The organism is Komagataeibacter sp. FNDCR2 (genome assembly GCF_021295395.1).
In the GTDB taxonomy this organism is placed as follows: Bacteria; Pseudomonadota; Alphaproteobacteria; order Acetobacterales; family Acetobacteraceae; genus Komagataeibacter.
The window spans coordinates 2865001-2889580 of record NZ_JAIWOU010000001.1 but is presented as its reverse complement, the minus strand read 5'-3'; the positions used below and the strand labels follow the sequence as shown (position 1 = coordinate 2889580).

Sequence of the window (24580 nt, the reverse complement as noted above, 5' to 3'; positions counted from 1 at the left end):
GTCGTTCAAGGCATCGTAAGGTTGTCGGCCTGTCGCTGCGATCTGATTTATCCAAGGACCATGAATGCCTGATACCCCTGTTACGTTTACTGATCGCATCCGACGTTTCTGGAGTTCCCCCGCCGGGGGGGCGTCCGTCCTTCTGCTAACCTCCCTTGCGGGACTCACCTTGGCGAATTCGCCATGGGCGGCAGGCTATACCGCCCTGATAACACTGCCTGTGAAGTTGTCCTTCCTTGGAGCCCGAGGGCCGGAAAACATCGACGCATGGGTGTCGGATGGGCTCATGACCCTGTTTTTTCTGGTGGTCATTCTTGAAATCAAGAAGGAGATCGTCTCCGGGCATCTCTCGTCCCTGCGCCGCATCGCCCTTCCTCTGATCGGCGCGGTGGGCGGAATGGTCGTACCTGCCCTGATTTACCTTCTGGTGACATACGGCCATCCGGAAGCCGCGCGCGGTTGGGCCATTCCCGTTGCGACCGATGCGGCGTTTACCTTACCGATTATTCTCGCACTCGGTCATCGTGTCTCTCCGGGAGCCAGGGCCTGGTTGATGGCCCTTGCCATTTTTGATGATGTGCTCGGTATCGTCGTAATCGCCCTGTTCTACGGGGCGGCCCTGTATTGGCCTGCGCTGGTGGCCGCCCTGATCGTCACGGTGGCGCTGGTCGGTGCGAACAGGGCTGGTGTCAGAACACTCTGGGGCTATGCCCTCGGCTGTGTCCTGTTATGGGCCGCCCTGCTGGTTTCGGGGCTGCATCCGACCCTTGCGGGGGTTGTGACCGGACTCTGCCTGCCTGCCACGGCACCTGCAATGCACAACAGACAGACCGCCCCTGTGGATAAAGCAGCCTCCATGTTGGCACCCGTTGTCACATGGGGAATTCTACCGCTGTTCGGTTTCATGAATGTGGGCATTTCACTTATGGGCGTTCATGCAGGCATGATGCTCAAGGCTGTTCCCGTCGGGATCATGACGGGATTGCTCATTGGCAAACCGGCCGGCGTATTCGGCGCGACGATGCTCGCCACCCGATGGAAGATCACCACACTTCCGGCCGCGACATCGACAGGAATGCTGTTTGGTCTTTCGCTACTGTGCGGTATCGGATTCACGATCAGCCTGTTTATCGCGGATCTGGCATTTTTTGGCTCGGATCTTGTGGTCCCGGCAAAGATCGGAATATTCGCGGGTTCCATCCTCTCAGCCCTGACGGGCTGGCTCTGGCTGCGCTTTCGGCTGTGAGTGGCGTTCCCTGCCTCCTCCACGATCCCGAAGACTTTCGTGCCATAGCCGCCGCAACCGCGGGCAGATGCTTCACAACGGTCCCGCCCTTTGCAATCGAGCCCTTCTTTCAGGCTCCCGTGGTCTTGTGGTCAGCTCTGATATTTATGCCCCCGGAAACGTCAGGCCCGGGGAAACGCTTGCCCAACGGATAAAATTACCAATCGCTGACAGCGCCTGATCCGTCTCTGTTCATAGTTGGATAACATTTTCCAAAAAAAAGGGGGCACCCCAAACGGAGCGCCCCCTTCTTCAGGCTTTTACGTTCGCAGATTACTGCTGCGCGTGATCGCCATGTTCATGGTCACCATGCTCATGATCACCATGTTCATGGTCGCCATGCTCACGATCACCCTGTTCGCGGTCACCATGCTCATGATCGCCATGATTGCGGCCGTGATGATGACCGCGCTCACCTTCATGATGCATTTCGGTGTTGTCTTCCGCATGCGCCACGACAGGAAGGGAAAGACCGAGCGCCGCAGCAAAAAGCAGTGCTTTTTTCATGTTATTAATATCCTCTTAACATAACTGATTTTCTCAATCAGAAAATAGATTATAAAATGATGATCTTAATAAATAAAGACCACCTTCATACCTCATTTGTAACCGAATGAATCATAAACAATGCTCATAAATGTATAAATTATATTCGTATTATTAAAAAATCAGGGTTCGTCAAATATGAAACCTTCATCCGTAACGGCAGGTGCCGTATCGTATGACCGGATATGGCCGCCCCTGTTTTTCCATGCATGAATCAGGGCCTCACGCCATTCCTCATGCGGCTCCTTGCGGGGGGATGGAGTAATATCAGATGTTCTGTCCATGATCCGGAAACCTCTGAAAAAACCCGCAAAAGCGCAGGCAGGATTGCCATAGCAAAAACATGCCCGAACAAGTGTGATGATTGTATGAAACCATAAGATATATTGAAAATCGTTATTAAACAGACTTCGTGCACCTGAACTTCCTGCCGATGCCCCTCCCTCCTGCCACCATCCATTTCTATGTCTGCTGTCCAAGCACGGATGCCCTGTTTCCCGGCAGCCTACTGCATACAACCGGGCATTTCGCGGCGACGCAGGCCGTTCGCATTGCATTGCGGATGCAAGTAGGCTGTCCTTCAGGCATGACGACACGCCTGAGCGCTTCCATCAACCGCCGCTACGCACCACTGAGCCGACATGGACGCCCACCAATCGGAATCTTCTCTCACCCCATCGGCAGAAGAGGCTTTATCTCAACCATCATGAAGTACCCCGCATAACCGTAAGCCAGACGGCCATGACCTGCTAAAAACCATACGATACACAAAAATTAAGTTACAAATAAAGAACACAATAGGATCATATATTATGAGCAGCCTGTTAGGCTTTACTGATTACGAGATCCGCCAAACATTTGATCGTCTAACTGGCCTCGGCGCCAGTTCTTTAGGCGAAGATGCTGATATGTTTGGAGATACGCTGGAGGAAGCGATCCAGTGCGGACCTCGAACGCATGATCTCCCGTTTAAACTGCAAACGATCGACGAATTGAAAACCTTACTGGCCTGCACGGATGAAGAAATCGCCCGCGTCAGCAAGGCCCTGCTTGGTATAGATCCGACTGCAGAAGCTGAAGAGCCTCCCAACTGGGGCTGTTTTCCAAGCCTGCGGGCATTCTGGTCTGCCGTCCTGCACGCCTTTGAAAATGACCCCGAGGTTCAAGGGGCAAAGGCGGGTTGACCAGAGCACGCGCGACCATGCCTTTGCCTTTTTCTGGACCGGAACGGGTTAAGCATCCCAGGCGTTAATCCGGGAAATGGTTGTTGTGCCTAGTCGGACAGTTCCTTTCCCTGCGGACAAAAATCATGTCGAAGCCTGTTCTTGTCGTCGGTGCGGGGCCGGTCGGTCTGATCATGGCTGCCGAGCTTGCGCGGTATCGAGTGCCCGTCAGGCTTGTCGATAAAGCACCCGGGCGCACCGATCAGTCCAGAGCCCTCGCCGTCTGGGCCCGAACCCTTGAACTGCTGGAAGTAGCGGGCTGTGCCGATGCTTTCGTGGCCACTGGCCTGCATGCAAAAGCCGTCGGCATTCACTCCGACGGCAAAGTCCTTGCCCGTGTCACGTTCGCGACGATTACTTCACCATTCAATTATCTTCTGATGATCCCGCAATCAGAGACCGAACGTCTGCTGGAAGCCCATCTCCGGGATCTTGGTGGAACAGTCGAACGCGGCATCGAACTGACGGACTTCGTCGATAAGGGCGATGGCGTTTCATGCACCCTGACACATGCCGGGGGTAAAAGCGAAACCATGGAGGCAGCATGGCTCATCGGTTGCGATGGCGCCCATTCCTTTGTCCGCCGCAGGCTTGGCCTGGCATTTGAGGGCGATACCCTGCCAACTGGTTTTATCATCGCCGATGTGCATGTCGCAGGTCTCGCCATCAAGCCGGACGAACTGGCTATTTTCTGGCATCCTGAGGGAGCGGTCGTATTCTTTCCCATATCGCCGGATCGTTACCGTATTATTGCCGATATCGGTTCTGCTCCATTGCATGCCCCGACCCTGCAGGAAGTACAGGCAATTGTCGACCGACGCGGACCGGGCGGTATTACCCTGTCCAACCCCGTCTGGCTGTCGGATTTCGGGGTCAACGAGCGCACGGTCCGGAATTATCGTGCGGGCCGCGTATTCCTCGCGGGTGATGCGGCTCATATCCATAGCCCTGCCGGGGGACAGGGCATGAACATGGGTATGCAGGACGCCTTCAACCTTGCGTGGAAACTGGCACTTGTCGAGCGACACGAGGCCAGTCCGACCCTGTTGGACAGCTACAGCATCGAACGCAGTGCGGTCGCCCGGCAGATCCTGTCCGATTCCGGCCGTATGACCAGAATTGTTCTACTCAGAAGCCGTCTGGCGCGACTGCTGCGCGGCTTTATCGTAAGGGGAATCTTCAGCATACCAATGATCCGTCGCGCTGCCGCCAACCGGCTTTCCGGCGTCAGGATCGAGTATCCGGACAGTCCCCTCAATACCGGTTCTGCCAGAGGGCTCCGAGGCCCGCGACCCGGGCAGCGATTTACTACCGCCTGTACCATGAGCACAAGCAACCTTCCCCGCTTTACACTGGTTGCCAGAGACGATGAACAGGCGCGGGCCATGATCGCCCGCCATTCTTCCCTGCTGAAACCCGAACTCTGTCAGCCGGCTGGAAATGGCATCTGGCTGGTACGCCCTGATGGCTACGTTATGGCGCGTGCACATGATGGGAACTGGCCGGTGATCGAGACTGCCCTGGCAGGAATGGCAGCACATACATCTTTATCGGGACGAACTTGAACATAAGATTCGATAAGGAATTGCAATGATTCAGCACCTGTCATCTGAGCGTTTCAAGCTCGTATCAGGAGACCGACGAGAGCATGAGGTATACGGAAGATTTCAAACGCGAGGCTGTGAGGATCTCATTGAGCAGTGGGCTGCCACGCACATGCACCAGCCATGGGATCAGACCATGGATGCCCGTCAGCTAAGGCCACTGGAAACCAAAGCGTACGCGCAGGAACCGGGAACATTGCCCTTATGAACGGCCACATTTCTATTGATGTCTCTGCTTGCGGACATTCCGCTTTCCCGGCCAATACGGGTATCAGGGAGGTCGAACTGACGGACAGCGCCGGATGAACAACCTACGAAATCCCAATGCGCCGGTTGCGCATGGTGTAAACACGACCCACTAAGATCGCCATCTGGGACGATATTGAACATGTTAGTCTAAAATGTGCAGCAAATCGCATGCGCCATGAGTCGTTTCATCTCTGCGCGCGACGGCACGAACTGGACGCCCTGCCCGTCATAGACCATGACAAACCGACCCGAGGACAGGGCTAACACAGCTTTCGCACCAGCGCTGCAGTCATCATTAGACATACGGCCAGCCTCCGAGCCGGACCAGGGAACACCTGATCGGCTACAATAAAAAATAGTCTCTACAAACAGACCTTTTCAGCAGATACAATATAGTCACAGTTCGTCACCAATTTCGTCATTTCATCATCCAAGCATATCTGCTTCACGACGTGCAGATACATTGAATAATAGACCCCAATAATTTATGAATAAACAATTACTTTCTTACTCTCTATATCTGATACATGTACTTTTACGAAAAACGAGACACTAAATACGTAAGCCGCAGCATGGTCTTGACCTGTTGACAATCCCGACTGTTTACACGTTTACATCACTCTTGTAACTGGAATGGACCTTATCAGAACACGCCAGCAGCCGGCCCGACCATCAGGAAGACTCTTCATGCCCAACGCGCCGATGTTACCTCTCCTGATTGGCGTATCCGGACACCGTGACATCCATCCCGATGCCCTCCCCATCATTCGGGAACGCCTGAGCCGTATCCTTGGTAGCCTCTCCGAACTTTACGGCAACCAGATTTACCTGATGACTGCCTTGGCTGAAGGCGCGGATCAGGAAACCGCCGAAATCGCTCTCGCTCTGAACATGCCGCTCGTCTGCATACTTCCCATGGAGCGCACGCTCTACCGCAGGACTATGAGCGCCGCAGCCGCCACCCGTCTCGACCGGATCCTTGACCACGATAGCGTCATCCTTCGCCTTACATTGCCGCCCGTCGCAACAACCGAATCCGATCCTGAAAAACGCAATATCTTGCAGTACGAACAGCTCGGTGTGCTGCTGGCCCGTCAGAGCCACATCCTCCTTGCCCTATGGGACGGAGAAGATCCCGACACCCGCACCCGGCGCCCCGGATATGTTCGGACCGAGAAACGTGGCGGCACCGCCCATGTCATCGCCATCCGCACCAACGGGGAATATACTGAGGTCTCCGATGAGACCTTCCGCAACAGCGCGCTTTTCAATGCCCGGCTTCCCCGTCTTGAACTCGCCCGATGCGGCCCCATTCTCCACCTCCGGACCCCACGCAGTTCCAGCGGCACTCCGGACCTCGCTCATGCTGGCGCCGTGCGCTGGTGGAACGACCTCAGTACCGAAACTCAGGAAGGCGTTCCACCGGCAGGAGATGCTGCGAATTTCTGGCACGATCTAGATCCCGTCGGCACCGTGGAAGACTGGTGCAAGCGCCTCCTGCCACTCCTGCCGCGAGATTTCCGCTTCATCATTAAGGCCGATGCCGCACTCGCCCGAATCATACGCGAGCATCCAGCCCTCTGCGCCCGGAACGGGAGCTATCTCACTCCCAACACAGTGCCCGAACTGGCATCGGGCACTGCAGATCCGGAACTGGAAAACCTTCGCAGCACCTTCGCCGCGGCCGATACACTCTCCTTCCTCGCCCAGCAGAAACTCCTCGGAGACTGGGCTCCTGGTCTGCCCTGGCGGAAGAGAGCCCCCGGCCGCCAGCACCTCGGCGCCCTATTCTGGTTTGCAGCGGCCGTACCGTTCGCGGTCCTCTTTTTCGAAATCTATTGTGAATATGGAAAAAATCCCGTCTTCCTCGGACTCTATGGCCTCGTCTTCGCCATCTCGGCAGCCGTCTATTTCCTCTCGGTAAAACCACACGGCTGGCAGACCCTCTATCAGGATCACCGTGCTCTCGCTGAAGCCCTCAGAGTGCAGTTTTACTGGGCGCTCTCCGGCGTGCCTCTCTCTGTATCCGACAATTACCTGCGCCAGCATGAAGGTGAACTCGGCTGGATCCGCCTCGCCCTGCGCGGTCCATCTCTCTGCGCCATGGCCTCTGCCCTCCAGCAAAAAACCGTGCCATGCACCGCCATCCAGACCTCATGGATGGACGGACAGAAGGACTATTTCCAAAACCGCGTCACCCAATATGAAAAGGCTGCTAAAACCCTCAGGCGCCTGACCAAGCTGACTATCGGCACCCTCGCTCTTGTCATCGTCTTCCTGTTCAGCACCCAGCTCAGTCTGGGCGGCGAACTGCCGGAAGAGTGGCCGGAATGGCTCCGGGAAATCCCGTCGGTCATCATCGGCGTACTGCCTGCCATCCTCGCCTTCCTGCTTGCTTTTCAGGAACTCCGCCTGTTCGAAGAACACACTCATGCTTACGAACAAGCCGCCGGTGTTTTCGCCCATGCCAGTCGCCAGGCCACTGAAATTAACGAGGCCCTCGGCAGCAACACCTCCCTCGACAACGTGCTCGACCATGAATGGAAAGCACTCGTTGTGGCCCTCGGCAAGGAATCTCTCGCCGAAAACGCAACATGGGTACAGTTGCATCGTGCCCACCCCGTCACCGTGAAAATGGGGTAGGAAGCACACGTCCATGACCGCTTCGCAGACCGATCAGCACAGGAATAAACCCGAGATGAATGATCTGATTTTTATCAGTTTCTCATCGAAAGATGATGACTTTGCCCGGAAACTGGTAAACGACATCGAGAAACGTGGCATCCGGTGCTGGATCAGCTCCCGCGACATCGAACCCGGCGATGATTATCAGAGCGCCATCGTCAACGCGATGAGTCATGCCGCTGCCATGCTGCTACTCTTCAGTAGCCACGCCAACAGTTCCAAGGAAATCGTCAAGGAACTGGCCCTTGCCAGCCAGCGCAGCAAGCCCGTCATTCCAGCCCGGATCGAAGACATTCTCCCGACAGGCGCCTTCGAATATCAGATTACAAACGCCCAGTTCATCGACCTGTTCCGCAATTACGATACCGCGCTGGACCGTCTCTGCAACGCGCTGAAACGACAGGTTGCTCGTGCCAACGGTGAGACACTCCCAGACAATGCAGCGACAACAAGCGGCTACATAGCGTCCCGCAAATCTGGAAACCGCATCGCCCTAATGGGGGGAGGTGTCGCCGTCCTCGGTGCTGTGGTCGGGGTAACCGTCTTCTTGCATAAGCCAGCCTCAAGCCTGCAACCCGTGTCATCCGCCCGGACACAGATTTTACCCGACACAACACCTTCCTCACCCCCCTTACCGCCAGCCGAAGTCTCCCATCCGGCTCCTCCACCAACCGTTGAAACCACGTCGGCTCCGCCTGCGCCAGCCCGGTCCGGCCCTGCTGCGATTCAGCAGTCGGCTTCCCCGTCACCCGCTTCGCCTAAACCCGCCACGGACACGGCCAGCACCTTCACGCCACTCATCGAGCAACTTATCCGCACCAACCCGAGCATGCGCGTTAACATGTTAAATCAGGTCCTGAAAGAAACGGACGAAAAACTGACCTACGATCAGGTCAGTCGTATTCTACACGGGATGCGGGAAGGTGCTCGCTCCGATAGTCTCCACATGCTCTCTGATCGCATCCCCACTCCTATTCCCCCCGGCGTGGCGGTCTCATTCCTCCAGTATACCGAGAGCTTCCGTGGCCAAGCCCTCCGGTATCTAGATCAGGATCTCCCTGACACCCTCAACGGCGATGATGTCGTCGCTCTACTGGGTAATCTGGCTGAGGGGCAGCGAAACGACGCAGTAAAATACCTTATGCAGCACATCCAGACACCCGTTACAACGGATCAGGCTCTGAAAATCCTGCGAAATACGGATAGTTTCTGGACCTCGACACTTACCTTCGTCATCCCGAAACTAACCAAGCCTCAATCCGGCCCTGATCTCGATCGCCTGCTCGGAATAACCCGTGAAGGGACACGCCTGGATGCCATACGTGCGCTTGAAGCCGCGGTGCCCGATACGCTTACCCCAGCTGAAATCGTCAAACTTCTTAATGGGCTCTGGGATTTCCGTTCTCTCGGAATCAGCATTCTCGCCCATCAGATGAGTGACTCACTGGAGGCCTCGGATGTCGCCTCTCTTCTGGATGGCATGAGACAAGGGCCACGACACGACGCCATCGCAGCTATCACCCCCCACATCAAGCCCGGCCTCGTCGGAACAGACGCTGCCCAGATTCTGGATCAGACCGGTGACTTCTGGTCATCCAGCGTCATGCTCCTCAGACATGCCCTCGCTAAACCTCAGTCCCAAGCCTCCCTCATGGCTCTTCTCGGTGATACGACCGGAGGCCCGCGCCATGATACCCTCGAGACTCTCCGGCCTTTCCTCCCACCACAGATCAGCGCAGCAGATGCGCAGGCCCTGTTACGGGATACCTATGGTTTCTATGAATCCGGCCTCACCCTGCTTGCTTCTAACCTAGCGCCCATGACACCGGCCGAAATCACCCAGATTGTCGAACCGCTTGCCCCACTCAGTCAACCATCATGGATCAATAAATTACGTCATCTCCATTAGGCTCAGGACTCACTTTAAGATAGAAGATGAAGCTTGCCGCGATCTTGATTGAAAGGGGACAGAGGGTGTTGATTTTCACTGAGAACTGGGCTCTTCCGCAAAGTGTGTGGTGACTTTTGCGCTATGAGACTGGAAGTACACGTGCCCTGAGGAGTTCGAACCCTGCTCTCCCGAACATGGTGCGCTTTATCATCTTCAATCGACTGATCTGTCCCTCAACAGGGCTGGTTGTCCACGATGTCACAAGAGAAGCCCGAATGGCTGCGGCATCCCGTTCAAGGGCTAGAACCAGACGGGAGAGCAGGGTATCCCTGAACTGAATTGCCCCGGGTTTTGTGGAGACGTTTTTTATCTGAACTACGCGGCTAAAGCATGTGATTTTTGTTGTGCATAAAAGCGAGCCTCAGCTTCTGCTGGCAGGATGTTTCCAATGGATGACATGATGCGTCTATTATTGAACCAGTCAACCCATTTAAGCGTTGCCAGTTCAACAGCTTCCCTGTTTTTCTATGGCCCCTGTCGATAGATGAGTTCGGTTTTGTAGAGCCCGTTGATAGTCTCCGCCAGGGCGTTATCATAGGAATCCCCAACGCTTCCGACAGAAGCAACGAGACCCGCTTCAGCCAGTCTTTGCGTGTAGCGAATGGACACATACTGACAGCCGCGGTCCGAATGATGGGTCACTTTGCCCTCAGGCCGCCTCTGGCACAGAGCCTGCTCGAGGGCGTCCAGCACGAAGTCGGTATGGGTAGTGGACGAGACGCGCCAGCCCACAATCACGCGGGCAAACACATCAATGTGGAAACGTAAGTAAAATCCGAAACCCAGAGCCTGTTGGGAGTTGGAGCATGAAACTGGCGTTGCACCAGATCCTGCGGACACGGACGTTGCGGATACAGCTCTTTGTCTTTCTGGCCGCGCACATAGGGATTTTTCTGCCTGGCCACGGAAGCATAATAGACAGATGGCGCAATCGGCAGGATCTTTCAGATTGACCCGACACCATATGTCTGCCGATGCTCCTCAATGAAGCGGGTCATGGCCTGAACCGGCGGTCGAGTTCCGCCTGGGCAAAATACGCAGAAGCCTTACGCAGGATTTCATTGGCCTGCCGCAATGCGCAGTTCTCTCGCTCCAGTTGCCTGATCTTCTCTCGATCAGGCAGTTCACTCACCGCAGGCGCATTCGCCCGTTCATGCAGACGGGTCCATTTTGACAGCGTGTCAGGGTGAATATCCAGCTTTGGAGCGATCATCATCACCGCAGACCACCGCGAAGGATGGTTCTTCTTCCTCCAGAACCATGCAGGCTGCACGTTCACGAAATTCAGGCGGAAAACGCTTCGATTTATTGCTCATGAATTCTTCTTACCTCACGGGTCTTTCTGTCTCCACAAAACCCGGGGCAATTCAAGAGGCCATAGCCGAGCGCCGATATGCTCATTCCAATCGCCGTCAGACGACGCGGGCCAACGCGACCGACGACCCGGCTTGCAATGACATTCATGATCACCAGCGTGGCCATCATCGGCAAAAAGGCCAATCCGGTCGTCTGCGGCGAATAGTGCCGGATCGCCTGAAAATAAAGGCTCAGAATGAAGACGCCGCCATAAAATGCGAGATTGGCGATCAAACCGATCGTCGTGGCGCTCCGGAGCGTCCCGTCTCGGAACAGGTTCAAAGGCAGCATCGCGGATGGATTGCCAGCTTCCAGCCAGAGAAACAGCGCTCCGAGCAACACTGCCGCAACAAGACCCACGACAATAACCGGGTCGGTCCAGCCACGGACACTCGCTTCCGTCAGCGCCATTGTCAGACCTGAGAGCGCAAGAGTCGCCGTAATCTGGCCGGCGAGATCAAGCCCACGATTGGGATGTTTCGGAGAAGTCGGCGCGTAGCGCGCGGTCAGCCAAAGACCGAGCATACCGATCGGCAGATTGACGAGAAAGATGGCGCGCCAGCCGGCAACAGTAATCAGAAACCCACCCACGACCGGCCCTGCGGCGAGCGCGATTCCACCGCCAGCGCCCCACCATCCCACCGCCCGATTGCGTTCTTCGGGGTCGTGAAAGACCTGACGCAGCAAGGAGAGCGAATTCGGAACCAAAAGTGCCGCCCCGATTCCTTGCAGGAATCTGGCTAAAATCAGTGCCCGCAAGTCAGAAACGAGACCGCATCCAAGCGATGCGAGTGTGAACAGCGAAAACCCAGCCATAAAGACACGCCGGGCGCCGACCCGATCCCCGAGCGCCCCGGCAGTCAACAGAAGTGCCGCGAACGCCAGCGTATAGGCGTTGACGACCTATTGCAGACCGCTCATGTCGGCCCGAAAGGCGGCGTGCAACGCTTCCAGCGCCACATTGACGACGCTGACGTCATCAGAACGACCACAAAGCCAAGGGGCATGACGCTACCTGCACAAGCCTGGACTGCCCAATCGCTACGCGAAACATGAAGACCCTTTCCCTGCCCAGTTTGTGAACAGCATCAGGGATCGACAGTCAGTGCGTAAATTCCATTTAATTCCCATCCAAACTAGGCTCAGGACTCATTCCTTAAGATAGAAGATGAAGCTTGCTGCGATGTGGATTGCAGACATGAATGTATCAGCGCAGCGGTCGTATCTGGTCGCAACACGCCGCCAGTCTTTCAGCCTTGCGAACATGTTTTCGATCAGATGACGCTTTTTATACAGATGCCAGTTGTAAGGCGGCTTTGACTTCCGGTTCTTTTTCGGGGGAATACAGGCAGTGATATTGCGTTCTGCAAGCGATAACCTGATCCGGTTGCTGTCATAGCCTCTGTCCCCGATGACTTCTTCCGTCTCGTCGGGGAGAACTGCCAGAAGCACATCTGCGCCTCTGAACTCACTGACCTGTCCCGCAGTCAGATGAAGGCGGACAGGCCGGCCCAGACCATCGCACACGGCATGGAGTTTTGAGTTCAGGCCGCCTTTTGTCCGTCCGATATGGCGGGGCAAAGCCCTTTTTTGAGCAGAGACGCGGATGTCCGGTGCGCCTTGAGATGTGTTGCATCGATCATCAGGCGCTTTGAACGGCCTGCCTGTTCAGTCAGGGCGACAAGGATCCTGTCAAAGACGCCCAGGCGGCTCCACCGGATGAAGCGATTATACAAAGTCTTGTGCGGGCCATACGCTTTCGGAGCATCTTTCCACTGAAGACCGTTGCGGATCACATAAACGATTCCGCTCAGAACACGCCGGTCATCCACGCGTGGGACTCCGTGAGCCAGAGGAAAATACGGGTAATTCTCTCCATCTGGCTCTCAGACAGCAAAAACACATCACTCACAGGCTCATCCTCCCGAATGCCTGTGAATCATGAAACTCAGCTCAATTCAACAAATTAATAGGTCCTGAGCCTAGGGTCGTTACCTGCCGACGATTGCCAAAGTCGACATCGTTCAGACAGGGAACGAAACGGATTTCTGACGCCCGGTGAATACCGTCCAACTCGCGGGCCTTAGCCATGAGCCTCCCGCCAAGGTCAAGCATCGCGATAGAGCGATCGCAGCCGAAATAGCGAAAAGCCTGCGCCGGCCCTACGACCGAGGCTAAGGCAAGTCCGCCCGTTGCAGGTCCGCAGCCGATGTCGAGAATACTGATTTCCCCACGCCATGTGCCGATCAATTGCCTGAACGCATGCATGAGCTCATGCAAGTGCCCTTTTTGGTTGTAACGGGCATACAGAAGAGCCTGATCTGTCACGCTCAGGGAAACTATTTCTCCCGCAGGCGTCTCAAGGGACAAAGGCACTTCAATGATACGTCGACCTCCCTGTAGCACGTCCGCGAAGACATGCTGTTTGGGATAACCGAGGAAATTATCCGCAGTCGTCCTTGGATCAGCAGCGATGCGATCGATAATCTCGGTGTTTATCAGCGTTTCCAGCCAAGTCACAGCGGCGACCTTCCCTCCTCATCTAAGATAAAAATAGTAACATTCCTGCATTGACACGAAAAGATACAGAATAGGAGTGGAGTCCGATCTTGTGTGTTGTTTCCTCCGGAACGAACCGTCTGCTCTCCCCCATTCCGGTCACCACCATTATACTGGCGTAAGGAGATGGGATATGACTCGGATAGGCTTCAGTCCTTGGCCAAAGCGCCTGATTGCCTCGCGATTTTTCTCAAGCGCCCCATAAGGCAGATACCGGACTTTCAGATCAGAAATCCTGCTGAAGGCCGGCCGCCGCAACTGTTCCCGCACATCGGCTTCCCGCTTGTCCGGCGCGACAAGGAATAGTCCCTCCAGAACCTGCGCCTCTGACCCGAGAGCAAGATCCAGCATTCGCACGATGCCGGAATAGATGGTCGTTGAATGCTCGACCTCGAAGGCTGCAACAATCCGGTGGCTGTCCCGGTCCAGCCATAGGACATCGATCAGACGCACTGACTCCGCTCCCTGCGTTTCCGTCGTGAACCCCGGCAATACCGACAGGCAGCCATCCCCCAGCTTACCCTCCTGCCATGGACGACTGCGATCATTGGCCGCAATCCAGACATCGTAACCCAGAGAAAGCCCCAGATCGCGAAGCCAGCCCTGAATCTCGGTATGGGTATGATCCGTTTCCCGCTCCGTGGCGAGGATCCGGGCCTCTTTTGCGCTTTGCTCCCTCACCTGATGAAGATCGGCTTCCCAGAGTTTTCGCGCTGTTTCGTCATCCTCAAGAGGCGGCGCTGTATAGCGTCCGCTTCCGAGGTCAAACAGCAGTCCTCCAATGGCGCCCAGATCATTGGACAGCAGCGAACGGTAGGTCGCATTCAGCTTCAGGATACTCTGCCGCATGGCAAGATATTCCTCCCATCGCCCCAGCTTCACCTTTGATCCGGTCAAGGCGTTGTAGCCGTTCACGATCGCCGTATTGAAAGGCGGCATGATCGTCGGATGCAGGAAATACAGCAGATTGGCGACGGCTGGTCCCAGCCCTTTTATCTTCCGGGCATCGATTGCATGAATGGCCGAAACCACATGCTCTTCGGTATTGCAGCACAGACAGGTACTAAGAAGCTGCCCGAATGCTTTCTGATTGGCGGGATTTTCGTAGATATCGGGAATCCGTAGCTTCGGCTTCCACAGGAACGCATGATCCGCACCCTTGAAAATCTGACGCTGCTCCGCAATCGAATGAACAACCGTTTCCAGGGATGAGCCACGATAGGCGACCCCGAATGTGCCATCGGCAATTTCGGCGACGACCTGCTGCAGGCCCCGGCGGATAGAGCGAAAGTTCTTAAGGCGCTCATCCCATAAAAACCAGCTCTGATAGGTCCCTGCCGGATCGGCCCGCCAGCGAAGGATAAGGTCTCGAATAAGATCGGTCATCAATCCGGAAGCTAAAATTACATTCTCTTCTGAGCCTGATTGTAACAGCGTCTTACGTCAATGCAGATAATCGCAAGTGGTTGCGCGGTAGGATACCCCGGATTTGAACCTACACCCCCTAAATAACTGAAATTAAACAGCTTCCCAGAATATACCCTCAGTTTACGCATAGCAAAACCCCGCTAAGCTGTTGACTTAGCGGGGTTTCAGAAACTGCAAGTGGTTGCGGGGGCAGAATTGCTTCTCAAATTGCGACAATATCAAGTTGAGAATAAAGCGAGTTTAAGTAGCTCTTTCTCTAATCTTTTTTCTGCATGCGCCTGATCTTGAATATGATTAGCAAGCCCCTCCGCTAGCGAAACCGAAAGCCCTTTGTTCAAAGTTACAGAAGTAGTGGCGGATCCGCTCAAAACGTCCGTCTGCCATATAAATAGCAAGCTTATAGGATGCGCCCCGAATTGAAGATCACTGCTGCGCCAACTTTTTCAGTTGCGCCGACCATTTGATCGGACTGTCATACACATCGCCAAACTCGGAAAGACAGATCGCTAGACACTGCCGCTACCCCTCGCGGATGCCTATGCGCGGAATCACGCCTTGCTGTTGTTGGCGTTCAATCGCGCTGATCAGAACTGCTAGCGGATCGGCGTCCTGCGTATATCCGGCCAGTCGGATTTTTGTCATATCTGACACGACATCGGCTTCTGTGCCGAACACAAAGTCGCCAAACCCCCAGCCGACAGCTTTGTCAAAATCGGGCTGTACCAGGTGCTTGCTGATCTGGTTCCAGATCGGCTCAAGTGCAGGCATATGCTCTGACAGTGAAAACGGAATGGGTTCGCCCACCATAAGACCAAAATGCTGGGCCAGACGCTCCCAGATCCGGCGCCACCGGAAAGGCGCATGAACGTAATTGAATGCCTGACCGCATGCTGCTTCCGAGGTTGCTGCCCACAGGCTGGCGCGAGCCAGCGCATGGGCATCCGTGACCTGGGCCAGACACCGATCATATGTTGTGTATGATCCCGGAAACCGGAACGCCGCTTGATCGGCCGCGCAGATAGCGGCGTAGGCACCTATGACGGTCGCGATATTCATTGCATTCCCGGCAGCATCGCCCACCACCACGTCAGGGCGAAGGATCGTCCATTCCGGGCCGCCGGCTTCATGAAGGGCCTGCAATTCGCATTGCTGGGTGAAATAGAAATTCGGCCCGATTGGCCGTGGATTTTCGTCTTCGTAAAACGGCGTCGATACCGGACCGAGATGTACGCCATAAACTTTAGGCTCAGGACCTATTAATTTGTTGAATTGAGCTGAGTTTCATGATTCACAGGCATTCGGGAGGATGAGCCTGTGAGTGATGTGTTTTTGCTGTCTGAGAGCCAGATGGAGAGAATTACCCCGTATTTTCCTCTGGCTCACGGAGTCCCACGCGTGGATGACCGGCGTGTTCTGAGCGGGATCGTTTATGTGATCCGCAACGGTCTTCAGTGGAAAGATGCTCCGAAAGCGTATGGCCCGCACAAGACTTTGTATAATCGCTTCATCCGGTAGAGCCGCCTGGGCGTCTTTGACAGGATCCTTGTCGCCCTGACTGAACAGGCAGGCCGTTCAAAGCGCCTGATGATCGATGCAACACATCTCAAGGCGCACCGGACATCGGCCTCCCTGCTCAAAAAGGGGCTTTTCCCCGCCATATCGGACGGACAAAAGGTGGCCTGAACTCAAAACCCCATGCCGTGTGCGATGGTCTGGGCCGGCCTGTCCGCCTTCATCTGACTGCGGGACAGGTCAGTGACTTCAGAGGCGCAGACGTGCTGCTGGCAGATCTCTCCGACGAGACAGAAGAAGTCATCGGGGACAGAGGCTATGACAGCAACCGGATCAGGTTATCGCTTGCAGAACGCAATATCACTGCCTGTATTCCCCCGAAAAAGAACCGGAAATCAAAGCCGCCTTACAACTGGCATCTGTATAAAAAGCGTCATCTGATCGAAAACATGTTCGCAAAGCTGAAAGACTGGCGACGTGTGGCGACCAGATACGACCGCTGCGCTCATACATTCATGTCTGCAATCCACATCGCAGCAAGCTTCATCTTCTATCTTAAGGAATGAGTCCTGAGCCTAGGCTTATCCTTAAATGCTGCCGGTGAAGTCATCCGCTTCATCGCCGGAGAAGCGAAGTGGCGCCAGCGGCTCACAGCATCTGCAGTGGACTCGCTGATGCTCGGCCCTTGGGAAGAAGACGAGGAGACCGGCGAACGCGCTCGATCGGGACGCGGAGTCTGGTTCGAAGTCAATCGCGATACCGCCGTTCCCCATGGGCTGCGCCAACTCCAGCGCCTCCTTGAGCAGCGCGATCCCAAGGGTCATCAGGCAGCGATCCTGTCGATCGACCGCGCCATCGCCTTGGAAAATGCGCCGCCTCTACCGCGCACGAACCTCATTCTGATTGCCGGGAACGGCGCGCGTGGACGCGAGGCTCTAGATGTGCTCATCGATTGGAAAAAAGCGCCGGAAGAATATACAGCGGCGCACGATCTGCAAGTCGTCGAACTCATCCTAACCGACGGCGAACAACTTATCGATGGTCTCTATTCGAGCCTCTGGCAGGAGACCGAATAATGCCCGAACAAGACGCAGACCGCCTGGAAATTGCCGACGCCTTGCGCAGGGCGCTCGCTATTGAAAACGAACTATCACGACCACAAGCCCGCGCGTATGTGCGGTGCCTTCAAACGACTTGGCAGGTTCCTGCAATACAGTGGACCAAGCGTGAATCCATACGACAGCTCGCCGATGCCCGCCGCCTTTTGCACGCGGCTCACATTTTTCGGGAAATCGAAGGTGCAAGCTCGGCACGGGCGATCGATTGCATTCGCAGGACCGGCGAAATCCTCGAATGGCTATCCCGTGCCGCCGACACGCTGCGCGTCGTCGTCCCGATCGAGCTTCTCGCGGCCGCAGCCTATCAACTCGGAGGCCTGCCAGCGATGGCTTCTGGGCTTCTCAGGCAAATTACCACCGAGCACGACGGTGTTGCCCTCTACGCCGCTTTTCTCAAAGCAGACTTCGATGACGTCATTCGACTCTCGTCCGCCTTCTGGAACGCCCATCCCGATTTGACGGCATCGGATGCGTCGCTTCGACTGGCCCAGCCGGGGACCGAACTAGACGAGTTGGATGAGGATGACGACCGCGTCGGTTGGTTCTTCACGGTCGAGCTTGTCCGCAGCCTTGGGCTGATTGCCGACAGCCTGCGGCGCGGCGACGACGCGCGTCTAGAGACCGCCATGACGAAGCTCTATGCGCTCGACGAAATGGCCGCCAGGACATTCAGCGATGACGCGTCACTGGTCCTATCGCTCATGCGGCAGGTCGCAGACAGCTATAAAGCCGCAAGCATCTATCGTCCCCTGATCGCCCTTGCCGCTTTGAACCCGGGCCGGAGTGGAAAGCTCACAGCCTATGCCCGCGATCAGTTTAGCCGTGGCCGAGGCATCCTATGGACCTCGCAGCTTCAGGGCCTAGATCGACTGCTAAGCGACTCTTCATTCGCACTCTGCACGCCAACGGGTTCGGGGAAGACGCTCGTCGCGAACATGGCACTCGTCAAGGAGTTGCTACTGCGCGAGCATGACGGCCTTGCTCCACTCGCCATCTACCTTGTCCCGTCGCGAGCGCTCGCCGGCGAGGTCGAAACCAAACTCCGATCCGAGCTTGGGAACGAAATGACCATCACAGCGCTCTACGGCGGTGCGGACTGGGGGATCACTGACTATTGGCTCACGGGCGACGAACCGACGGTGTTGATCGCCACCGTCGAAAAAGCCGACGCACTAATGCGCTATCTCGGCCCCATCATCACAGCACGCCTGCGCTTGCTTATCCTCGACGAGGCGCATCAGATTGTCCCGAACGGCGACGAAAACACCCGCGTCAGCTTCTCAGACCACAGCAACCGTTCGATCCGACTGGAGAACTTCGTCTCGCGGGTGATAGCGCAGCGCCCCGACGTCGTGCGCATCGCGCTCACGGCCGTCGCGGGTGGCGCGGCCCTTCCAGTCGCCCGATGGATCGAGGGCCGTCGCGACGCCCAAGCCGTCGGCGTCCGATATCGCAGCACGCGCCAAGTCATAGGCGTTCTGGAAACTGCACCCAATGCCACTGGCCGTATCCTTCTAGACATCATGAATGGCCGGACGCTCTACATTCGGGGCCAGGAAAAGCCGGTATATCTGCCGTTGCGCATGCAACCGATGCCGCAGCTTCCGGCCGCCATGCGAAACAGCCTCAATCGCTTCAATTGCCTGAGCGTTCTTTGGACTGTGCTTCACCTCGTTGAGGAAGACCAGCGCATCCTGATTTCCGTCGCGCAAGAGCCCGAACAAACAATGCGCTGGTTCAAAGAAGCCCTTGAACTTGCCAGTTGGGCCACCGTACCGCGCTTTGCCGCGCCAAATGGAGCCAATCGGGCGAGGTTCGACGAAGCGCGGGCAGCTTGCATCGATTATTGCGGCGAAGATTCGTTTGAACTCTTCCTGCTCGATCGTGGAATCGCCACCAGCCACGGCCAGATGCCGCAACGTCTACGACGGCTGATGACTGACATGATCGAGCGCCGAATATGTCCGATTACGGTCGCGACCGCGACGCTAACCGAAGGCGTCAATCTTCCCTTCGATCTCATATTTCTGACATCACTTAAACGACGATCGTGGGATCAGGAAACCCAGACACAAGTTATCGCTCCTCTTTCCACCTCCGAACTCCGCAATCTCGCAGGCCGCGCGGGTCGGCCGGGGACCGCAAAGGGCATCGAGGGCATGATGCTGATTGCCCTGCCGACCCAGGTATCCTCCACCGCTGCGGGGACTATACCCGTCCAACGAAGCCAGCTTCGGGAACTGCAGAGAGATTACGAGCGGCTGCGCGTGTCGCTGCTGATTGAAGAAGAGGACACCGACGAAGTGGAAAGCCCATTGGCGCTTCTGCTCAACGCGATCCACGATCGAGCAATCCGTCTCCTAGGCATTGATCCAGACGATTTTCTCGAATGGTTAGAGCAAACTCTACCCACCGACATCAGCGGCACCGCTGGAGAAGGCGCCACCGACGCTCTCTCAAGGCTCGCCGACACACTCGACGAGCTGGATGGTGTTCTGCTGAACGCCCTCGAGGAAATAACCCGAGCGGAGGACGTGGCCATGACGGGGGCGAGAGCGGAAGCGTACCTAGCAGAACTATGGCGCACGACCTTCACCTCTGCGGCTGCAATCCAGGAGGTCTGGCTCGAGCGCGCGTTCGTGCAGCGCGGGCGTGCGATCGTAGAAACCGTCTATCCAGATGCCGATGAACGCCGCCGTCTATACCAATACGGCTTCTCGCCACTCGTAGGCCGACGTTTCGAGCAGATCGCGCCACGCGTCCTTGAGTTCATCGCTGCCGCAACGACCTACGGCACGGACGACGCAGAAGCGCGAATTAATGTATTCGAGCAAATCGGCGACCTGCTGTCCGCCGATCGCGGATTTGGATTTCGCGTACGCCAGACGGCTACGGACCAGGAAATCCTCCGGACTTGGACAAATGTCTTGGACTGGTGGATGCATGAGCCCGACGCTCTGACACCCGAAGCTGACGACTTACGCACCTGGCAGCGCTTCGTCGCCGACAACCTCGAATTTCGGCTAGGCGTCGCCATCGGCGCCGTAGTGGCACAAGCATGGTCAACGGGTGCAAGAGACCCTTTCGCCGTTCCCTCGCTTGATGAGTGGAAGAATACTACCGGCCTTCCTTGGTTCGGCTTTTGGGCTCGCGAGCTTCTGAGATGGGGGACCCATGACCCGTTCGTGGCGTTCGCTTTATCCCAGAATCTAGCGCAAACCCGAGAAGCAGCGGTAGGCCGACGCGCCGAATTCGATGCTTGGCTGAACAACGAATTCGAAGACATTGATCCAGACGACTGGATCGATCCTCAACTCTTCCTTCAATGGCAAGGTAGCCTCCCAAGCAGGGAGCGGACAGCACCGGCGGAAGGTGCCGAAACCGTCCGACTGACGGGTACCAATGGTCGTCGCCAGCGATATAGCGTCATTCCGATCGTGAGCGGCGCATTAATTCGATGGCTTGATCCCGCCGGTTTCGAACTCGCGCGCTCCGACGATATCCTCGAAGAGTTTTCAACCCGAAGGATCGGCAACGACTACGAACTTCGAGTGAACCGATGGGAAACCGCGGTCCACCGCACGTTCTCTACAACCTCGCGACAATAGGGAGAACACGGAGGACTGAGTTGAAAGAAAAAGGAGAAATGGCGTGGTGGGAGTAACCAATCAGTGCAGGCAATGGTAGCGCTGCCAGACCAGCCGCCGCTGTTCTTCATCTGGCTCGGCGTGGGGCGGAAGGTGAAATACGCCGACGGGCCGGAACGGGTCTTTGGCGAATGGTGGAAGATACCAGTAGTGAGCGGTTCTGGCTCTACCGGGTGGGTGGGCCAGCACCACGCTACGCCGAACTTCAGATCACGACCTATTTCTCGTTCCCGCGCGGGGCGTCCTCACTGATCGAACTGTGCGAACAGGCAAAAGCTCTTGTCATTGAGGCTCTGGGCATCTGCGACCGTAATTCTCTGGCAGGCATTGTGCAAACCCATGTCACGGTGAAGCAGATCGGGCTCAGGTTTGTCGTTGGCTGTCGCCCCGACCTTGCCGATTTCCCGCCGGTGCCGGTCTACCCTACGGACCGGGCCGCCTATAGCCGGTTGTGCCCTGCACTACGCAAACTGAAAGACACCTTTGCCGATCGAGCCTATATGGCGCTGACACTGCTGCACCTCTGCTGAGAGCGCCCATGACAGCGATTCCGCCGGTGAGCGTATCGTCGTCAGATCGCGCACTTTCCACTAATCAATAAGGCTGCCGATAAAGCTCACGCCATCGTGAAAAGCCTTGTTATGAGTCCAAACTACGCTGGAGTTTCACTCCCATTTGCATCCTATACGCATCCTGCAGGTGTATCTGAAACGCAGAAAGCCGCCCTTACGGACGGCTTAACATGCTGATTATATTGAATAAGTTTTGGTTGCGGGGGCAGGATTTGAACCTGCGGCCTTCAGGTTATGAGCCTGACGAGCTACCGGGCTGCTCCACCCCGCGATTGTGAGGGGGATTGGAAGACCTGGCGGCGACCGACTTTCCCGTGCCTTAAGGCACAGTATCATGGGCGCTGGGGTATTTCACGGCCGAGTTCGGGATGGGATCGGGTGGATCATTCCCCGCCATGGCCACCAGGTCATCCAGTCCCCCTGATTGAGGGGAGAGGATGTGGATGGGTTGGTGTGTTTTGTATGAGTGTTGAGAGTGGATGACTGCTGTGCATGTATGTTGCCACGATTGTGGCGATGGAATGAGCCTATTGGGCGATTAGGACCAGTTAGCTGCACGCATTACTGCGCTTCCACACCTGGCCTATTGACGTGATGGTCTATCACGGCCCTTGGGGAGACCTTGTTTTGAGGTGGGTTTCCCGCTTAGATGCTTTCAGCGGTTATCCCGTCCACACTTAGCTACCCGGCTGTGCCGCTGGCGCGACAACCGGTGCACCAGAGGTATGTTCATCCCGGTCCTCTCGTACTAGGGACAAATCCTCTCAAGTCTCCAACACCCACGGCAGATAGGGACCGAACTGTCTCACGACGTTCTAAACCCAGCTCACGTACCACTTTAATCGGCGAACAGCCGAACCCTTGGGACCTGCTCCAGCCCCAGGATGTGATGAGCCGACATCGAGGTGCCAAACCTCCCCGTCGATGTGGACTCTTGGGGGAGATCAGCCTGTTATCCCTAGAGTACCTTTTATCCGTTGAGCGATGGCCCTTCCACGCGGGACCACCGGATCACTATGGCCGACTTTCGTCTCTGATCGAGCTGTCACTCTCACAGTCAGGCGGGCTTATGCCATTGCACTCGACAGCCGGTTTCCGACCGGCCTGAGCCCACCATCGCGCGCCTCCGTTACACTTTGGGAGGCGACCGCCCCAGTCAAACTGCCCACCATGCAGGGTCCCGGACCTGGCTAACAGGCCTCGGTTAGACATCAGAAACAGTCAGGGTGGTATTTCAAGGATGGCTCCACCGGAACTGGCGCCCCGGTTTCAAAGCCTCCCACCTATCCTACACAGAATGTCTCTGATGCCACTGCAAAGCTGCAGTAAAGGTTCATAGGGTCTTTCCGTCTGACCGCGGGTACCCCGCATCTTCACGGGGAATTCAATTTCGCTGAGCCGATGCTGGAGACAGCGGGGAAGTCGTTACGCCATTCGTGCAGGTCGGAACTTACCCGACAAGGAATTTCGCTACCTTAGGACCGTTATAGTTACGGCCGCCGTTTACCGGGGCTTCAATTCGGTGCTTGCACACCTCCTCTTAACCTTCCGGCACCGGGCAGGCGTCAGGCCGTATACGTCGTCTCTCGACTTCGCACAGCCCTGTGTTTTTACTAAACAGTCGCTACCCCCTGGTCTGTGCCACCCACCAATGGTTGCCCACTGATGGGTCTTGCTTATCCCGAAGTTACGCAAGTAATTTGCCTAGTTCCTTCAGCATCGTTCTCTCAAGCGCCTTGGTATTCTCTACCAGTCCACCTGTGTCGGTTTCGGGTACGGTCTATATGCCAGAGCTATTTCCTGGAATGCGCCAAAAGCCGGATCAATCCGTTAAGACCCGACAACATATTGCATTCGTCACTTCTGGCAGGCCCGGGAATATTTGCCCGGTTTCCATCGACTACGGCTTTCGCCCTCGCCTTAGGGGCCGGCTCACCCTGCGCGGATTAACCTTGCGCAGGAACCCTTGGACTTTCGGCGACAGTGTTTCTCGCACTGTTTGTCGCTACTCATGTCAGCATTCGCACTTCCGATATCTCCAGAGAGGGTCACCCCGTCTCCTTCACAGACCTACGGAACGCTCCGCTACCGCGCATATCATAGATATGCACCCACAGCTTCGGCACGTGGCTTGAGCCCCGTTACATTTTCGGCGCAGGGTTTCTAATAGACCAGTGAGCTATTACGCTTTCTTTAAAGGATGGCTGCTTCTAAGCCAACCTCCTGGTTGTTTTGGAATCCCCACATCCTTTCCCACTTAGCCACGATTTAGGGGCCTTAGCTGGTGGTCTGGGCTGTTTCCCTCTCGACAATGGACCTTAGCACCCACTGTCTGTCTGCCTGGCTCATACTTCCGGGTATTCGGAGTTTGGTTAGGTTTGGTAAGGCTTTGGGCCCCCCTAGCCCATCCAGTGCTCTACCCCCCGGGGTAATACCAGACGGTCTACCTCAATAGATTTCGCGGAGAACCAGCTATTTCCGAGTTTGATTGGCCTTTCACCCCTAGCCACAGCTCATCCCCGACTTTTTCAACAGGCGTGGGTTCGGCCCTCCAGTGCGTGTTACCGCACCTTCAGCCTGGCCATGGCTAGATCACTCGGTTTCGGGTCTTCTGCCAGCAACTCGTCGCCCTGTTCAGACTCGCTTTCGCTACGCCTACACCTAACGGCTTAAGCTTGCTGCAAACAGAAACTCGCTGACCCATTATACAAAAGGTACGCCGTCACCCCATAAGAGGCTCCGACTGCTTGTAGGCATCCGGTTTCAGGTCTCTTTCACTCCCCTCATCGGGGTGCTTTTCACCTTTCCCTCACGGTACTTGTTCGCTATCGGTCACCAGGGAGTA

The 24580-nt window shown here is 56.1% G+C and carries 14 protein-coding genes, 1 tRNA gene, 2 rRNA genes, 5 pseudogenes and 1 other annotated feature (1 of these 23 cut by a window edge); of the genes and pseudogenes, 11 read left to right on the top strand and 11 right to left on the bottom strand.

Features of this window, described 5'->3' with window-relative positions; genetic code table 11:
- Window positions 1-64: 64 nt before the first annotated feature.
- On the top strand, window positions 65-1246 hold the full coding sequence (nhaA, locus tag LDL28_RS13675) for a Na+/H+ antiporter NhaA (RefSeq protein WP_233059052.1): 1182 nt from the start codon (window positions 65-67) through the stop codon (window positions 1244-1246).
- Window positions 1247-1483: 237 nt separating this feature from the next.
- Entirely contained in the window at window positions 1484-1816 is a 333-nt protein-coding gene (locus LDL28_RS13670) for a hypothetical protein (RefSeq protein WP_233059051.1), read from the top strand.
- Between the two features lie 137 nt (window positions 1817-1953).
- Here LDL28_RS13670 and LDL28_RS13665 read toward each other — a convergent pair whose 3' ends face one another.
- A complete protein-coding gene (locus tag LDL28_RS13665) occupies window positions 1954-2115 on the bottom strand; it encodes a hypothetical protein (protein ID WP_233059050.1) in 162 nt (53 codons plus the stop codon).
- 528 nt (window positions 2116-2643) lie between these two features.
- On the opposite strand from LDL28_RS13665, the gene LDL28_RS13660 reads away from it, so the two are divergent.
- The 4 genes from LDL28_RS13660 (at window position 2644) to LDL28_RS13645 (ending at window position 9501) form a co-directional block, all read left to right on the top strand.
- On the top strand, window positions 2644-3015 hold the full coding sequence (locus tag LDL28_RS13660; RefSeq protein WP_233059049.1) for a hypothetical protein: 372 nt from the start codon (window positions 2644-2646) through the stop codon (window positions 3013-3015).
- A gap of 125 nt (window positions 3016-3140) precedes the next feature.
- Window positions 3141-4619 (top strand): FAD-dependent monooxygenase, encoded by a 1479-nt coding sequence (locus LDL28_RS13655; protein WP_233059048.1) that lies wholly within the window; start codon window positions 3141-3143, stop codon window positions 4617-4619.
- 975 nt (window positions 4620-5594) lie between these two features.
- Complete coding sequence (locus LDL28_RS13650; protein WP_233059047.1) at window positions 5595-7550, top strand: hypothetical protein; 1956 nt, start codon at window positions 5595-5597, stop codon at window positions 7548-7550.
- Window positions 7551-7563: 13 nt separating this feature from the next.
- A complete protein-coding gene (locus LDL28_RS13645; protein ID WP_233059046.1) occupies window positions 7564-9501 on the top strand; it encodes a toll/interleukin-1 receptor domain-containing protein in 1938 nt (645 codons plus the stop codon).
- A 357-nt stretch (window positions 9502-9858) separates the two neighbouring features.
- Here LDL28_RS13645 and LDL28_RS15775 read toward each other — a convergent pair.
- The 7 genes and pseudogenes from LDL28_RS15775 to LDL28_RS13615 form a co-directional block, all read right to left on the bottom strand.
- Window positions 9859-10373 (bottom strand): annotated as a pseudogene (locus tag LDL28_RS15775) (IS3 family transposase); the annotation flags it as partial.
- Between the two features lie 93 nt (window positions 10374-10466).
- Window positions 10467-10583: a sequence feature (AL1L pseudoknot), on the bottom strand.
- A complete protein-coding gene (locus tag LDL28_RS15770) occupies window positions 10538-10822 on the bottom strand; it encodes a transposase (RefSeq protein ID WP_408887022.1) in 285 nt (94 codons plus the stop codon). It overlaps the preceding feature by 46 nt.
- 26 nt (window positions 10823-10848) lie before the next feature.
- Window positions 10849-11784 carry an MFS transporter gene (locus tag LDL28_RS13635; RefSeq protein ID WP_255663278.1) on the bottom strand — a complete coding sequence of 312 codons (936 nt, stop codon included), beginning with the start codon at window positions 11782-11784 and terminating at the stop codon, window positions 10849-10851.
- A gap of 264 nt (window positions 11785-12048) precedes the next feature.
- A pseudogene (locus LDL28_RS13630) lies at window positions 12049-12811 on the bottom strand (IS5 family transposase).
- A gap of 41 nt (window positions 12812-12852) precedes the next feature.
- Window positions 12853-13419, bottom strand: a complete 567-nt coding sequence (locus tag LDL28_RS13625) for a hypothetical protein (protein WP_233059044.1) — start codon at window positions 13417-13419, stop codon at window positions 12853-12855.
- Window positions 13420-13566: 147 nt separating this feature from the next.
- Window positions 13567-14844: a type II restriction endonuclease gene (locus tag LDL28_RS13620; protein ID WP_233059043.1), complete on the bottom strand. Its 1278-nt coding sequence runs from the start codon at window positions 14842-14844 to the stop codon at window positions 13567-13569.
- A gap of 561 nt (window positions 14845-15405) precedes the next feature.
- Window positions 15406-16026, bottom strand: coding sequence for a hypothetical protein (locus tag LDL28_RS13615; RefSeq protein ID WP_233059042.1), 621 nt, complete (start codon window positions 16024-16026; stop codon window positions 15406-15408).
- Between the two features lie 174 nt (window positions 16027-16200).
- On the opposite strand from LDL28_RS13615, the pseudogene LDL28_RS13610 reads away from it, so the two are divergent.
- The 5 genes and pseudogenes from LDL28_RS13610 to LDL28_RS13595 form a co-directional block, all read left to right on the top strand.
- Window positions 16201-16964, top strand: a pseudogene (locus LDL28_RS13610) (IS5 family transposase).
- 96 nt (window positions 16965-17060) lie between these two features.
- Window positions 17061-17474 carry a hypothetical protein gene (locus LDL28_RS13605; protein ID WP_233059041.1) on the top strand — a complete coding sequence of 138 codons (414 nt, stop codon included), beginning with the start codon at window positions 17061-17063 and terminating at the stop codon, window positions 17472-17474.
- Window positions 17474-21124 carry a DEAD/DEAH box helicase gene (locus LDL28_RS13600; RefSeq protein WP_233059040.1) on the top strand — a complete coding sequence of 1217 codons (3651 nt, stop codon included), beginning with the start codon at window positions 17474-17476 and terminating at the stop codon, window positions 21122-21124. Before LDL28_RS13605 ends, LDL28_RS13600 begins: the two co-directional genes overlap by 1 nt.
- A 57-nt stretch (window positions 21125-21181) precedes the next feature.
- Window positions 21182-21342 (top strand): annotated as a pseudogene (locus LDL28_RS15730) (DNA polymerase Y family protein); the annotation flags it as partial.
- Window positions 21337-21681, top strand: a pseudogene (locus tag LDL28_RS13595) (PHP domain-containing protein); the annotation flags it as partial. The pseudogenes LDL28_RS15730 and LDL28_RS13595, both read left to right, overlap by 6 nt.
- 248 nt (window positions 21682-21929) lie before the next feature.
- Here the strand turns inward: LDL28_RS13595 and LDL28_RS13590 are convergent.
- The 3 genes from LDL28_RS13590 to LDL28_RS13580 all read right to left on the bottom strand — a co-directional run.
- A tRNA-Met gene (locus tag LDL28_RS13590) sits at window positions 21930-22006 on the bottom strand.
- Window positions 22007-22026: 20 nt separating this feature from the next.
- Window positions 22027-22142: ribosomal RNA gene (gene rrf / locus LDL28_RS13585) — 5S ribosomal RNA — on the bottom strand.
- 110 nt (window positions 22143-22252) lie between these two features.
- Window positions 22253-24580: ribosomal RNA gene (locus LDL28_RS13580) — 23S ribosomal RNA — on the bottom strand; it runs 415 nt beyond the window's last position.